Origin of the sequence: Chelativorans xinjiangensis (assembly GCF_009812055.1) — a bacterium.
Lineage (GTDB): Bacteria > Pseudomonadota > Alphaproteobacteria > Rhizobiales > Rhizobiaceae > Chelativorans > Chelativorans xinjiangense.
The window spans coordinates 1-14317 of the sequence record NZ_WQNH01000043.1 but is presented as its reverse complement, the minus strand read 5'-3'; the positions used below and the strand labels follow the sequence as shown (position 1 = coordinate 14317).

Below are 14317 nucleotides of genomic sequence, written 5' to 3'. Positions count from 1 at the left end.
CAGAAGGCCTTCTCGCGTGTTTGGCGCTCCAAAACACATGCAGGAGAAGGCGAATGAGCGCGGCAGTAACCACAACCGACCACGACGAGATCAGGAAATGGGCCGAGACCAGGGGCGGCCAGCCAGCCCGTGTGAAGGCGACCAAGCCGGACGGAATATTGAGGATCGATTTCGGCGAGCCGGAAGAGGAGCTGGAACCGATTACCTGGGCCGACTTCTTCCGTATATTCGATGAGAACAACTTGGCGTTCCTCTATCAGGAGCCCACGGACGACGATCGTATCAGCCGTTTCAATAAACTGGTCGAGCGTGGCTGAGGCGACGTGGCAGGGAGACCAGCGTAGGCCGTAGAGCCCGGTCTGATGGGCTAGTCGCGCGCCGGCGCGGCTACGCGTCGGCGTGTACCGGCCAACGCCGACACGCGCCCTCTCGTGCTTTTCCCGGCTGGAGAAACGGGAGGGCGGCCAAGGCTGAAATAGATCAATCCGTGCGCTGCGACCGCCCGTGGATCGAGCAAGTTCCGATAGTCGAAGACGACACGCTGGGACATCGTGCAGGCGAGGCGGCCAAGGTCGATGTTCTTGTACTCCTCCCATTCCGTGAGGACGACAACCGCGTCCGCACCGTGTGCCGCCTCATAGGCGGTATCCGCCCATTCGACGTCGCGCAGCCACTGCCGCGCATTTGTCATGGCCTTCGGGTCGTGTGCCCTCACCCTAAGCCCTGCCTTTTGAAGGATGGGGGCGATCGTTAGAGCGGCGGACTCGCGGACGTCGTCAGTGTTCGCCTTGAAGGCCAGGCCGAGCACCGCGACGACGGAGCCTTTCCGCAACCCGCCTTGCGCGATGACCCGCCCTGCCAGCGCAGCCTTACGCTTTTCGTTTCTTTCGATCAGCGTCTCAATCAGAAACTGCCGTGCGCCACGGTCACGGCCGGTGGCAGCGAAGGCGCACGTATCCTTCGGGAAGCACGACCCGCCGTAGCCCGGCCCCGGCCGCAAAAAGCTCGGGCCGATGCGCCGGTCGAGGCCGATGCCTTCGGCGACGGGGCCGACATCCGCACCTGTCTGCGCGCACAGGTCGGCCACTTCGTTGATGAAGCCGATCTTGAGAGCCAGGAACGCGTTTGCCGCATATTTGATCAGCTCGGCATTTGGAGTGCTCGACAGCACTTTCGGTGCGCCTCGTTCCGTCAATGGTCGATAGACTTCGGACAGCAACGAAGCGGACCGGCGGTCGTCGCAGCCGATGACGATCCTGTCCGGACACAGGAAGTCCTCGATCGCCGATCCCTCGCGCAGGAACTCGGGATTTGCCGCAACGCTGAAATCGAGCGACTGGCGCTCCTCCGCCATGATCTCGCGAACACGGCGACATGTTCCCGCAACGACCGTCGACTTGATAGCGACCACCGCGCCTGGCTTCAGCCAACGGCTGACGAGCCGCGCCGCGGCTTCCACTTGCGACAGGTCTATACCTCCGTCGCGCATGGCGGGTGTACCGACGGCCAGAAAGACCACATCGGCGCCACTTACGCAATCAGCGCCAGAACGTGAAAAACGCAGTTTACCGGAGGCTACTACGCGCCGCATGGCCTCTTCGAGACGGGGTTCATAAATGGGTAGTTCGCCCGTTTCGAGCTGCCTGATGCGTTCACTATCCGCGTCATGACAGGCGACCTCGTGGCCTATCTCGGCAAAACACGTTGCCGTCGTAAGGCCCACATAGCCTGCCCCGATCATTGCGATTTGCATAAGCGGCTCCCACTCGGTTTAGGTTCTGCCGCTCCTAACCGCAGCAGGTAGCCGATGTTCCCGTAGACGCTGAAGATGAAACCATGATGCTGCCGCAGCTATAGGCGAGCCAACGGAAAGACGGGTCTAGCCTATCTCTCCGACTTTCGGTCGTGCATCTCCCGAATGACGTCTTCGATCGCCACAGGTTCGATCCCGAGTTGCTGAAATCCGGGCAAATCGGCGGCGGTGACATTGTCGCGCCGCATAAGCTCGACCTGGTTTCGCGTGAGGGGCACGCTCGGCACCTCTTCCGCCAGCCGCGCCATCATGCTCCACAAAACGAAAGGCATCGGTACCGTGACGGTGTGCGCAGAAGACTGCTGTGCAATGGTTTTGACGAGATCGCGATAAAGATAGACGCGCGGCCCGCCCAGTTCATAACAGGGAGCGCTGTCCCCGTTATCCAACACGCGCACAACCGCCTCTGCCACGTCCTCCACATGGACCGGCTGCAGCCGCGTCTTTCCGTTGCCGAACAACGGATAGACCGGCAACAGCCGAACGAGGCGGGCGACGGTGGTCAGGAATGCGTCATCCTGCCCAACCATGACCGCCGGGCGGACGATCGTCGCACCGGGAAAAGCTTCCCTCACAGCGTCCTCGCCCCTGCCCCGGGCACTGATATAGCCGGATCTGGAAAGCGGATCGGATCCGATTCCCGATATATGAACCAGTTGCCTTATACCGACGTCACGCGCCACCCGCGCGAGGCGCGCGGCGGCCCTGACATGGATCGCATCGAAGGTTTGCTCGCCGTGCTCGACATATAGGCTGACGGCATTGACGACATTGGCGGAACGCGCAAGCGCCGCGTTGAGCGAGAGCTCATCCGTCACATCGGCACGGATAGCCTCGACCGCCGCCCCGAAGATGCTGCGCGCCCGTTCAGGATGGCGAGATCCTGAACGGACTTCGAAGCCGTGTCTAAGCAGATGGCGAACGATGCGGCGGCCGAGAAATCCAGTCCCGCCGAGAACAACCGCGGAACGTGTTTGCCTCTTGGTGCGGGCCATACCTCAGGCGTGCGCATCGCCCGATTGGCAATGAATACCGCCCGGACGCGCTACGCCCCGAAGCGCCTCACCGGCAGGCGCCGGCCCTTCCTTAAGCGCCAGGTCGCCGAGTGAGAGGATGCCGACCAGCCGCTTTTCCCGGTTCACGACCGGAATGCGCCTGATCTGCTGGTCGCCCATATTGTGCGCGACGTGATCAGTATCCTCATCTTCGAAGCAGTATTTGATATCGCGGGTCATCACCTCGCGGACCTGCGTGTCGGAACCGCGCCCCTGCGCCACTGCCCGAACCGCCAGGTCGCGGTCGGTCAGCATGCCGACCAGACGGTCATCTTCACCGACCGGCACGACGCCGACATCGATCTCGGCCATGATCTTCGCCGCCTCGAGGATGGATTGGTCAGGGCTCACGGTACGGACATTGGGCGTCATTGCTTCGCTTATTTTCATAGTGCCTTCTCCTTCCTGCCAGTGGTCATGCCAGTGCTCTCCAATCCTGCTCGTGAAAGGTAGCGGCCGTCTCTTCGTGAATGCGGAGGCTGCCTTCTTTCCTCCGGTCCCGGGTTGGCAGGATTTCTCTGCCCGCTTGAACCCGTCGGGAGGCAGATTGTTCCCGGCCGGAGCGTGCGTACACCGCCACAGGCGTCGGAACACGATCACAGAAACGGCGTTTGGAGGGAAACGGGAAGGGCCATGCCCAGAAAGGACCTTTACGTTCTCATCGTGACAGGCGCGGTGCTTGCACTCGTGTTTGCGGGGTTCCTCGCCATCACTGGCGGCTGGCCGGCGGCGGGCAATGTCGCCCCGGATTACCACGCGCTCGAGGAGGAGGCGCCCGAGGACGTCCAGAGGCCGGTTCCGAGCGAAACCGGAGACGCTACTGAACCTTGAGGTTTCGCAGTCGCGAAGGAGTAGAGTGATGGCGGATCCGCAAAACGACAGGAACACGGAACTCGTAGAGGAAGGAGACATCTTCTTCTTTTATCGCCCGCGTGTGGAGGAAGAGGATCCGAAGGGCGGCGGTGATATCCAACGCTTCGGCGTGATCTTGCGTCCACGCGGCGGAGAGAAGGTTCGCCTGATGATCGTCGGGCGAAAACGAATGCCGGAAGCGAAGGAGCATGAGCGGCACTGGGGCTTCGTCGATAAAATTGCCGACTCGGCCAAAGACATCGAGAAAGAGCTGCGCGGTGGCACCTATGAAACCCAAACGCGCGGCCAACGCACGGCGCCGGCCGCGCGGCCCGCGGGCGAAGGTGTCTATGTCATCACGCTGGAGGATGGCCAGATGCATCTGTCGTACGAGCTCGAACTGCCCGAGCGCCGGGGGGATGTACAGAAGGAGCTCCGCATTCTGGCGCAGGCGAGCTACGTCCTTTCCGTCAAGAACCCGGAGAAGGGAAGCCCTGCCTATGCGGGCCTGCGAGAGCAGGATCAGGCCGACTACCCTGACAAGTTGCAAGAAGAGTTTCGCGGTCGACGCTTCGGCCGGGAAGATGTGGAACTGCTCGACTACGAGGGTGCCGAATTCCTACTCGTGGGCGCACGTACCGACCCGGAGAAGGCCTACGGCATCGATCTGGAGGCCGAGCACGAAGAGTACCAGGATGCCGACGCGATACGGCGGTTGCGCATGGTGAAATCACGGCATCCTGTAAAGCCGCTCTTTAAAGGCCGTTGGAACTGACTGCGGCAGCCAAGGGGCGGATGAAAACCTCGTCCGCGCGCCCATATCCACCGTCGGGCACTTCTTCGATGAGAACCATCGTGGTTGGACGCGCAACCTCCCCGAAGTAACTCACCATGAGTTCGGTCGTCTTGTGGATCAGGTCTTCCTTCTGCACCGTCGAGAGCGATGCCTGGGGCAGTTTGTAATTCGCGAAAGGCATGGTGTGTTCCTTGGTTTGAGGGGTGCGATTACACCGCGCCACCATTGGCGCGGATGGTTTGGCCGTTGATCCAGCCGCTCTCCGGCCCAGCCAGGAAAGCGACGGCGCTGGCGATGTCGTTGGGACGGCCGAGGCGACCGAGCGGGATCATCCGCATGATGCTGGCCACCAGCTCCTCGGACTTGCCCCGCATGAAGAATTCGGTCTCGACCGGACCGGGCGAGATCGCGTTCACGGTGATCCCGCGCGGCCCCAATTCCTTGGCGAGCACGTGCGTCAGGGCCTCGATCCCGGCTTTCGTCGCGGCATACAATCCGTAACCGGGCTGATAGAAGCCGACCACACTCGAGGAAACGCTGATGATCCGCCCGCCATTGCGCAGCCGCTTCGCGCCTTCGCGCATGCCGCGGAAGGTGCCGCCAAGATTGATTGCACAGTGGTCGTCGAAATCCGTGTCGGCTGCTTCCGCCAGCGGGGACAACCGCATCATGCCTGCATTGTTGACCAGAATATCGACCGGACCGAAGGCGGCTTCGGCTGCGTCGAACAGCGCGGGCATGGCGGCGGGGTTCCCGACATCGGCCTGTACCGCGACCGCCTTGCCACCCGCCCGTTCGATATCCTGCACGACCTGACGGGCGGCCGCCTCGTCGCGTGCGTAGTTCACCGCGACGGCACAGCCGTCATGGGCTAGCCGGCGCGCAATTGCCGCGCCGATGCCCTTGCCGGCGCCGGTCACGACTGCGATTTTGTCATTCAGTGTCATTTTGACCTCCATTGCCTGGCATGGAGGTAGAGGCTTCTGATTTCCGGATAATCCCCCTTTTACTGACAATAAAATTCGGATATCTCGAACAAACATGGATCGCCTCGACGCAATGCGTCTTCTTGTCCGGGTCATCGACCGTCGCAGCTTCACGGCCGCGGCGGCCGATCTGGACATGCCACGTTCGACGGCCACCGAAGCGATCAGGCGGCTCGAGCGCGATCTCGGCTGTCGCCTGCTAGAGCGGACCACGCGGCATGTGGCGCCTACCCCGGATGGAGAAGCCTATTACCGGCGGTGCCTGTCGATCCTTGCCGATATTGACGAGGCGGAGGGCGCCGTGCGCGGCGGCGCGCCGGCTGGGTTCCTGCGGATCGATGCCCATGGTGCTCTGACGCGGGCCTTCCTGCTGCCGCGCCTCCCGGAGTTCATGGGGGCGTATCCTGAGATCACGCTGCAGATCGGCCAGGGCGACAGGCTGGTCGATTTGGTGCGCGAAGGGGTGGATTGCGTGATCCGGGCGGGCGAACCGGACGACAGCGGCATGATCATGCGCAGGCTTCCCGATATTCCCGAGCAAACCTGCGCCAACCCGCACTATCTGAGCCGTCATGGGCTGCCCGCCTCAGTCGACGACCTCGACGGACACCAGATGATCGGCTTTGTGTCGTCGCGCACGGGGCGTGTGATGCCCTTGGAGTTTCAGACCGCCGAGGGGATCAGGGAGGTGACGCTTCCCTGCCGCGTGACCGCCAACGAGGCGGAGACGGCGCATCATCTGGCGCGGATGGGCTACGGATTGATTCAGGCGCCGCGCTACCGATTCCGGGACGATCTGGCGCGAGGCATCCTCGTCGAGGTTCTGCCGGGTCATCCGCCGCCGCCTTTGCCGCTCGCCGCCTACTATCCGCAGAACCGCCAGTTATCGCCGCGTGTGCGGGTTTTCCTCGATTGGGTCGCCACAGTTCTTGACGCGGCAGACCTGTAGTTCGATGCGTTCTCTTGCGGCCGAAGCCAACGCGCCTGCGCCGCTGCCGCATTCTTCGGATTTCGCACCGTCTGAATCACTCCCACTCGATTGTTCATATATGCCATAAGCCATTGATATAGCTGGAAATTCTTACTGACGAGCGCGACAAATCTGACAACCATGCCGTCAAAAAGTTACGCTCTTGATTTTAAAGGGAAAATCGGCTGAAAAATTTTTTTGGGGCTTCAGAGACTATCGGCGTCGATCGGCCCTTTCAACCTCGGAAGCGACCCTTCGCTGAGCACCTGTGAGCATACATAAAATACCGTCATTCGCCGGGAGCGCGACACATTGGTGACGCGGCTTGAAGAGGTCTTGGCGAGGTAGCCAAAGCGATGGCAGAGAGATTATCCCGACAAGAGCTATATGACTGCGTCTGGAGAGAACGGAGTCTTTACTAACGGCAATCACTAGTCAAGGAATCGTCCCTACCCCCTCTCCCTGGACACGTTCCCATTCCTTCGACAGGAACGCGACCTTGATGATGTCCTTCCCCCCGCTCTGAGAGTCGCCAAGTATTGCCGACAACGCACTCCCTTCGAGAGCCCCGGACCGCGGGGTCATCGACCTGAAGGTAATCGAGGACCATAGATCACTGCTTCCGCGGGTGAGGGCGGGATGTGCCTGCCGTGAGCGAGCCGGACACCACGCTCCACGGCGGCGAAGCGCCCGGCCTCTCGTTCTTGCTTATTGCCAGGCATGTTCTAAGCTGGAGTTTGCGGCAGAGAACCGAGCTATCGCTTCCTCAGTATGATGCCGATTCTGCCGCTCCTGTGGAGCTTGCATGAGCATGTCCCTTGCTCTGCCAAAACTACTGCTCCCCGGTCCACGGCACATGCGAGCGGACAGGGAGAAAGCTGACCTTCACCAGGAGCCTGTTCAAGCACGCTCCACGTCGACGCACCTGTTGAGAATGGCGGGAGTTCTCATTCTGCCGGTGCTCATATTCGCCGGCGTCCTCACGTGGTACTATGTCGTCGCCCAGCGCGAGCGCGTCGACGAGAGCGCGGTCTCGGCAGCTCGTGAGCTTTCGATCGCGCTCGACCGCGAGCTCGGTTCCTACATTCTCATGTTGAACGCACTTGCAACATCGATCGAGTTGCAGACGGGTGACATCGAGGGTTTTTATCAGCGTGCGAGCGACATTTACACCGCTTTGGACACGAACATCGTTCTCCGCGCGCCTGGCGAGCAGCTTCAGTTGATGAACACTTCGGTGCCATGGGGAACGCCGCCCGCCGGCGGCAACCCCGAGATTCCCCTTTTCGAACGGAAGGTTCTTCGAACCAAGCAGCCGGTCGTATCCGACTTGATCAAGGGACCGATCAATCAGCAATGGGTGGTTGTGGTCATGGTTCCCGTGCTGAAGGACAGCGATGTGATCTATTTCCTTTCTGTCGGGATTCCAGCGGATCGGCTCGCGCAAGTGTTTGGACAGGTTGACCTCCCGGCAGAGTGGTTCGCCAACTTCGTCGACGGCAAGAACAGGGTGGTCGCCCGCTCCGCACAGCATGAGAAGCTCGTCGGGAAATCAGCGCCGGCTGGAACGATCGGGCAGACATCCGGAAATGAGGGAATACGGACAGGGCGGAACCTGGAAGGAATCGAGGTGCGCACCGCTTACGCAAGACCTCAAAATGCGGAGTGGATCGTAGCCGTCGGAGCTCCGACGCACCTCCTGAACGCTCCCTTGCGCAACGCACTGCTGACGCTTGCCGGCATCGGCTCGGCCCTGGTGGTGCTGGCAACCATTCTGGCCTTCCGAATAGGCTCCACGCTTTCGCATGCGATTCATAGCCTTGAAAGCGCAGGAGCAGCAGCCGGCCGCAAAGAGGAAATCAGACCCGTGAGGACGGCCGTCGAGGAGGTGAACCAGGTGGGGCGAGCGCTCGCGGCCGCCGCGGGCAGAGCACACGAGCGGGAAGCACATCTGCAATCGATCCTCGATACCATGCCCGACGCGATGGTCGTCATCGACGAGCGAGGAAACGTGCACTCCTTTTCCTCGGCTGCCGAACGCCAGTTCGGCTATGCGGCCGGCGAGGTCGTCGGCAAGAATTTGTCCATGCTGATGCCGTCGCCTTACCGCGAAGAGCACGACACCTATATCGCCCGCTATCTCGCCACGGGTGAGCGGCGCATCATCGGCATAGGCCGGGTCGTCTCCGGCGAGCGCAAGGATGGCTCGACGTTTCCCATGGAACTCAACGTCGGCGAAATGCAGAGTGGCGGTCAACGTTTCTTCACGGGCTTCATCCGCGACCTGACCGAGCGGCAGGACACCCAGACAAGGCTGCAGGAACTGCAGGCAGAACTCGTCCATGTCTCGAGATTCACGGCCCTTGGCGAAATGGCATCGAACCTCGCGCACGAATTGAACCAACCCATGGGGGCGATCTCGAACTATCTGAAGGGCTGCCGGCGCCTGCTCATGGCCGATCGTCCTCCGCGAAAGGAAGTGCTCGTGGAGGCGTTTGACCTCGCGGCCGAACAGGCGATCCGAGCGGGACAGATCATCAACCGACTGCGTGAATTTGTGAAGCGCGGCGAAAGCTCACGATCGATTGAGAACATCTCCAAGATAATCGAGGAAGCAGGGGCGCTGGCTCTCGTCGGAGCCAAGGAACGTGCGATCAATGCCCGCTACAGGCTCGATGCGACCTCAGGCGTCGTGGTCGTGGACAAGATCCAGATACAACAGGTGATGGTCAATCTGATCCGAAACGCCGTGGAGGCGATGGAGGGATCGGAAAGACGCGAACTCACGATCTCCACGACGGCTCGCGACAGCGAATCCATCGAAGTCAGCATCGCGGACACCGGCCCGGGTCTCGACGAAGTCGTGGCCACCCAGCTCTTCCAGCCCTTCGTCACCTCCAAGGCGCATGGCATGGGTATGGGCCTGTCTATCTGCCGCACAATCGTAGAGGCGCACGGCGGGCGCATCTGGGCTGAGCCAAACTCGCCCGATGGCACCGTCTTTCGCTTCACGTTACCGCGCATGTCGGAGGGCACCAGACATGGCTGAGGCAAAGCGTATCCACGTCATCGACGATGACGACGCAATGCGCCGTTCACTGGTGTTCCTGCTGAGAACCGCAGCGTTCGAAGTTGATGCTCATGAAACGGCGGAGTCCTTCCTGGCCACCCTCCCCTCCTCGGAAGTGGGCTGTGTTGTGACCGACATGCGAATGCCCGGAATGAATGGGCTGGCTCTCGTTCGCCGCCTCCGTGAGATCGGCAAGGAACTGCCCATCATCGTCATCACGGGCCAATCGGACGTGAGCCTGGCGATCGAGTCCCTGCGGGCGGGTGCGTACGACTTCATCGAAAAGCCGTTCGAGGATGAGCGCATTGTTGCCGCTGTGCTATCCGCTCTTGAACATCCGGCCCGTTCTTGGGAGGCGGATCAAGCGGAAGCGCTCGCGCACCTGGAACTGCTGACCGAACGCGAAAGACAGGTGCTGCAAGCCCTGACCGAGGGGTATCCAAACAGTGCCATAGCCGACCGGCTCGGCCTCAACCCGCGGATGGTGGAGGTGGATCGCGCAAATGTGATGGACAAGCTCCACGCCTCGAGCCTATCGCAGGTCATCCGAATAGCACTCGCCGCCCGCGGCGGAAGCAGCCGCAACTCAGCCTAACACCTTCCCGCGGCTCATTCGGATGGTGATGAGGCTCAGTGTCTGATCGACTTTACTGCTGTCAGCAGGGCATCGATATCGATCGGCTTGTCGAAAAATGCGAGAGCATTCAGGTGCGCCGCCTCGGCCTGCAGCGCGTCGGATGCGCGGCCGGAGACCAGAACGGCCGGAACGGATGAACCCGCAGCGCGCAGACGACGGAGCGTCTCCAGACCGCTCGCCCCGGGCAAACTGATATCGAGAATCAGAAAACTGCGAGGATCCAGCGGCTCTCGCGCAAAATCCTCCGCGGAAGCGAAATCCCGGACCCGGTAGCCATAGGTCTCCAGCACCATTTTCAGCGAATGGCGGGCTGCCGTGTCGTCTTCAATGATCAGGATGGTCGGCTTCAAGGCAAGCACCTCGCATTGCAAGATGCAGAATCGGACCTTTTCGCCTGTTGGGACCATGATCCAGATCAACACCTCGCTGCAAAAGGACCCGTGACTCGCGGCATGCCGGATCCAAGCTGCGTTCCGAAATCCCTGGCAAGAGCCATCGACGCGCAGAGTCTCGGGGAGATGAGGAGCCCCGCATCAGAACCTCAGTATGCGCTGCGGGCCGATATATTCGGTTGACAAACCATCCTGGCGGGAACCGTGGACGAGTAAATTGACGCCGGCAAGATCGGTCTGGATGAAACCGCCGTTGTTGTTGAACACCGGAGAGCGCGCGTTCTCCCTTGCCCATTCGCTTGCGCGTTGCGACACGATTGCGATCTGCCATCCGACGGCTGTGGAGTACTCGACACGAAAATCCGGCTGCAAAGTACGGTTCTCGCCACTCGCCTGGTCTGAGACGCGGCGAGATCTCGCAGAAATCTGGTTCATGACCCATCCCTTCTTCTTGCGCCCCGCCGCCGTGTAACGGCTGTCATGTTTAATTGAAGGGTGGAGCCGCCATCATTGATCTTCGTCAACGCTGGGGTCTTCACGCTGATGCAACGCGTCATCTGGCTGTATCACCTGCCCTCAGTGCCGCTAGGACACCGGCCTTGATCCGCGTCAATGAAGCCACCGGCGCAATGGGCTTTGATGAGAACCTCTTCGAGCGGAGCAGGCAAGGCAAAGCGTCACCTTGGAAACCGGGCAAGCGACGGGCCGGCCACAATGCTCGGGAGGGTGACCCGCATCCCCGCTGCCTGAAGTAACCCCAAGGCGAAACGCGCGGGAGCGGTGCCCGCGGGATCAACACCAGGAGATGAAGCCATGGCCGAGGCCGCTACCAAACTGCCGGTGAAGACCGAGAAGAAATCAGCGAGGACCAAACGGGAACTCTGGTCCCCCTTCGATCCGTCCGTCCCTGTTCGACCTGGAGTTCGACTGGCCGCGCGTGGCAACATGGGAGATCGCGCCGGCGATGGATCTGGCCGAGAAGGACAACGCCTACGAGATCAGCGCCGAATTGCCGGGGCTCGATGAAAAGAACATCGAGATCAAGCTGTCCAACGGCACGCTGACGATCAAGGGCGAGAAGACCGAGGAAAAGGAAGAGCGCGAGAAGGAATATTACCTGTCGGAGCGCCGCTACGGCTCCTTCCACCGCAGCTTCCGCGTTCCCGAGGGTGTCGACACCGACAAGATCGACGCCAGGTTTGCGAAGGGCGTGCTGACCGTGACGTTGCCCAAATCGGCGGAAGCGAAGAAGAACGAGAAGAAGATCAGCGTGAAGGCCAACAGAAACCGCGCTCGAGCGCGGGCATCAGGCAGGACGATCACTCAAGCTATTTGACTATGTAGTCTAAATCATCAACAACTCGTGCGACATATTGATTTAGTTTACTTTTATACCCTCCTCTACTCCCACTCAATCGTCCCCGGCGGCTTTGACGTCACGTCGTAGACGACGCGGTTGATGCCCTTTACCTCGTTGATGATGCGGGTTGCGGCGCTGCCGAGGAAATCCATGTCGTAGTGGTAGAAATCCGCGGTCATGCCGTCGACGGAGGTTACCGCGCGGAGCGCGCAGACGTATTCGTAGGTGCGGCCATCGCCCATTACGCCGACAGTCTGTACCGGCAAGAGGACGGCGAAGGCTTGCCAGATAGCGTCGTAGAGGCCGGCTTTGCGGATCTCGTCGAGGTAGATCGCGTCCGCCGCTCGCAGGATGTCGAGCTTTTCGCGGGTCACGCCGCCGGGGCAGCGGATGGCGAGGCCCGGGCCGGGGAAGGGGTGGCGGCCGATGAAGCTGTCGGGGAGGCCCAGTTCCTTGCCGAGCGCGCGCACCTCGTCCTTGAAGAGCTCGCGCAGCGGTTCGACCAGGCTCATCTTCATGCGCTCGGGCAGGCCGCCGACATTGTGGTGCGACTTGATGGTGACGGAGGGGCCGCCGGTGAAGGAGACGCTCTCGATGACGTCGGGATAGAGCGTGCCCTGCACCAGGAAAGCGGCCGGTTCTCCGTCCTTGGCGAGCTTTTTCGCCTCGTCCTCGAAGACCTCGATGAAAAGGCGGCCGATGGTCTTGCGCTTCTTCTCGGGATCGCTTTCGCCTTCGAGCGCGCCCAGGAAGCGGTCGGACGCATCGACGAGGATGAGCGGCACGTTGTAGTGGCCGCGGAACATCTCCACCACCTCGGCGGCCTCGTTCTTGCGCATCAGGCCGTGGTCGACGAGGATGCAGGTGAGCTGCTCGCCGACGGCCTCGTGGGTGAGAAGGGCGGCGACGGAGGAATCGACACCGCCCGAGAGGGCGCAGATCACCTTGCCCGAACCCACCTGCCTGCGGATGGCGTCGACCGCCTGCTCGCGGTAGGCGGCCATCGTCCAGTCGCCTTTAAGTCCCGCAATCTTGTGCACGAAGTTCGACAGAAGCTTCGCGCCATCGGGCGTGTGCACCACTTCCGGGTGGAACATGATGCCGTACATCTTGCTCGCTATATTGCCGAATATGGCGAACGGAGCGCCTTCCGACCGACCGAACACCTCGAATCCCTCAGGAAGCGAGATGACCCTGTCGCCGTGGCTCATCCAGACCTGATGGCGCTGGCCGGTCGCCCAAAGGCCTTCGAACAGTGGGCACTCTTTCTCGATCTGAACAAAGGCGCGGCCGAATTCGCGATGATCCGAGCCTTCTGCCTCGCCGCCCATCTGTACGCACATCGTCATCTGCCCATAGCAGATGCCGAGCACCGGCACGCCTGCATCGAAGACGATCTGAGGGGCGCGTGGTGAGCCGATCTCGGTTGTGGAGGCGGGACCGCCGGAGAGGATCACCGCCTTGGGCTTGAGGCGCCGGAACGCCTCCTCGGCGGATTGGAACGGAGCGATCTCGGAGTAGACGCCGGTCTCGCGCACGCGGCGCGCGATGAGCTGCGTGACCTGGCTGCCGAAGTCGACGATGAGGACGGTGTCGGGATGGGTCGTGATACTCATGGCGAGCCTTTAGGGAAGGAATCGATTCCGTGCAAGGGGCGTGTTTCATCGTTGCCACGCCCGGTATTCACCGTCTGACCTCTAAGCTTGTTGAAATGCTCCGCCGAAAGCCGGCGTGCGCCGCCCGTGTCATGAGGTATCAGGGCTCTCCAGCGCGTACAGGGCCAGCGAATGGGCATGCGCAAGGATTTCGTCGACCTCACGGACGTTGCGGGGTGCTTTTTGTCCTCGCGCGCCTGCGGCGTCGCGCCAGGCGGACGGGTCGAAGCGAGACAGCCGGCCGCCGGGCGGCCGTCCGCCGCGCAGCGGTGAGGTACGGCGCCCAAGCCCCAGATCGCGGCGCGCCTTCCAGCGGGCAAAGCGCATGGCCTGTCCCGGCAGATCGTCAAGCGCGGCGACCAGTGCCGCGAGGCGCTGGCCAAGGCGCGCGGCGCTGACGGGATCGTCGCGGGAGGGTGGCTGCGGGAGGGCAGACGGCTCGGTGACGCCGGGAAACAGGATGCGCGGGACAGCGCGCGCGGGCCCATGGCGGCCGCGGCCCCCTTCGGCAAGCTCAGGGCTCAGAGAAAGCCGCAGCGGGTCGAAGAGCGGCAGGCTCAAGCTTCGCGGACGGGCGGGCGCGGCGGCGCGCCTGGCTTCCGCCTTCGCCCTTCGGGCTTCGGCGGACAGGTCGGCGGGCGAGGCCATCACGGCGATGCCGAGGCTGCGCAGGAGCGGCGCCGGGCTCACGGGTTTCGGCTTGCGCGGGGGCGGCAGACAGACGGCCAGAC

At 62.0% G+C, this 14317-nt stretch carries 15 protein-coding genes and 1 pseudogene; 7 read left to right on the top strand and 9 right to left on the bottom strand.

The window, feature by feature from the left end:
* The first annotated feature begins 53 nt into the window (after positions 1–53).
* Positions 54–317, top strand: coding sequence for a hypothetical protein (locus GM910_RS21010; protein WP_159590921.1), 264 nt, complete (start codon positions 54–56; stop codon positions 315–317).
* A 50-nt stretch (positions 318–367) separates the two neighbouring features.
* On the opposite strand, the gene GM910_RS21005 is transcribed toward GM910_RS21010, so the two are convergent.
* The 3 genes from GM910_RS21005 to GM910_RS20995 form a co-directional block, all read right to left on the bottom strand.
* Positions 368–1753 (bottom strand): UDP-glucose dehydrogenase family protein, encoded by a 1386-nt coding sequence (locus GM910_RS21005; protein WP_159590918.1) that lies wholly within the window; start codon positions 1751–1753, stop codon positions 368–370.
* A 131-nt stretch (positions 1754–1884) separates the two neighbouring features.
* Positions 1885–2808 carry a complex I NDUFA9 subunit family protein gene (locus GM910_RS21000; RefSeq protein ID WP_159590915.1) on the bottom strand — a complete coding sequence of 308 codons (924 nt, stop codon included), beginning with the start codon at positions 2806–2808 and terminating at the stop codon, positions 1885–1887.
* 3 nt (positions 2809–2811) lie between these two features.
* Complete coding sequence (locus GM910_RS20995; RefSeq protein WP_159590912.1) at positions 2812–3258, bottom strand: CBS domain-containing protein; 447 nt, start codon at positions 3256–3258, stop codon at positions 2812–2814.
* A 243-nt stretch (positions 3259–3501) separates the two neighbouring features.
* Here GM910_RS20995 and GM910_RS20990 point away from each other — a divergent pair, with 243 nt between their 5' ends.
* Together GM910_RS20990 and GM910_RS20985 are read left to right on the top strand one after the other, a co-directional pair.
* Positions 3502–3699, top strand: a complete 198-nt coding sequence (locus GM910_RS20990) for a hypothetical protein (RefSeq protein ID WP_159590909.1) — start codon at positions 3502–3504, stop codon at positions 3697–3699.
* A gap of 28 nt (positions 3700–3727) precedes the next feature.
* The gene (locus tag GM910_RS20985) at positions 3728–4495 is read left to right on the top strand and encodes a hypothetical protein (protein ID WP_159590906.1); all 768 of its coding nucleotides are present in this window, start codon (positions 3728–3730) and stop codon (positions 4493–4495) included.
* Here the strand turns inward: GM910_RS20985 and GM910_RS20980 are convergent.
* Together GM910_RS20980 and GM910_RS20975 are read right to left on the bottom strand one after the other, a co-directional pair.
* Positions 4476–4697 (bottom strand): tautomerase family protein, encoded by a 222-nt coding sequence (locus GM910_RS20980; RefSeq protein ID WP_159590903.1) that lies wholly within the window; start codon positions 4695–4697, stop codon positions 4476–4478. The two genes, GM910_RS20985 and GM910_RS20980, sit on opposite strands and share 20 nt — an antisense overlap.
* A gap of 28 nt (positions 4698–4725) precedes the next feature.
* Positions 4726–5463, bottom strand: a complete 738-nt coding sequence (locus GM910_RS20975; RefSeq protein WP_159590900.1) for an SDR family oxidoreductase — start codon at positions 5461–5463, stop codon at positions 4726–4728.
* Between the two features lie 94 nt (positions 5464–5557).
* Between GM910_RS20975 and GM910_RS20970 the strand changes: the two genes are divergently transcribed.
* From GM910_RS20970 to GM910_RS20960, 3 genes are all read left to right on the top strand, one after another.
* The gene (locus tag GM910_RS20970) at positions 5558–6451 is read left to right on the top strand and encodes a LysR family transcriptional regulator (protein ID WP_159590897.1); all 894 of its coding nucleotides are present in this window, start codon (positions 5558–5560) and stop codon (positions 6449–6451) included.
* 826 nt (positions 6452–7277) lie between these two features.
* Complete coding sequence (locus tag GM910_RS20965; RefSeq protein WP_246226247.1) at positions 7278–9521, top strand: PAS domain S-box protein; 2244 nt, start codon at positions 7278–7280, stop codon at positions 9519–9521.
* A complete protein-coding gene (locus GM910_RS20960) occupies positions 9514–10137 on the top strand; it encodes a response regulator (protein WP_159590894.1) in 624 nt (207 codons plus the stop codon). Before GM910_RS20965 ends, GM910_RS20960 begins: the two co-directional genes overlap by 8 nt.
* 35 nt (positions 10138–10172) lie before the next feature.
* Here the strand turns inward: GM910_RS20960 and GM910_RS20955 are convergent, their stop codons facing one another.
* Complete coding sequence (locus GM910_RS20955; RefSeq protein ID WP_159590891.1) at positions 10173–10529, bottom strand: response regulator transcription factor; 357 nt, start codon at positions 10527–10529, stop codon at positions 10173–10175.
* A 183-nt stretch (positions 10530–10712) separates the two neighbouring features.
* Complete coding sequence (locus GM910_RS20950; RefSeq protein ID WP_159590888.1) at positions 10713–11006, bottom strand: hypothetical protein; 294 nt, start codon at positions 11004–11006, stop codon at positions 10713–10715.
* A gap of 502 nt (positions 11007–11508) precedes the next feature.
* Between GM910_RS20950 and GM910_RS20945 the strand changes: the two genes are divergently transcribed.
* Positions 11509–11907: an Hsp20/alpha crystallin family protein gene (locus GM910_RS20945; protein WP_425482712.1), complete on the top strand. Its 399-nt coding sequence runs from the start codon at positions 11509–11511 to the stop codon at positions 11905–11907.
* 65 nt (positions 11908–11972) lie between these two features.
* Here GM910_RS20945 and guaA read toward each other — a convergent pair whose 3' ends face one another.
* Positions 11973–13547, bottom strand: coding sequence for a glutamine-hydrolyzing GMP synthase (guaA, locus tag GM910_RS20940; RefSeq protein ID WP_159590885.1), 1575 nt, complete (start codon positions 13545–13547; stop codon positions 11973–11975).
* A gap of 129 nt (positions 13548–13676) precedes the next feature.
* Positions 13677–14317, bottom strand: a pseudogene (locus GM910_RS20935) (hypothetical protein); the annotation flags it as partial.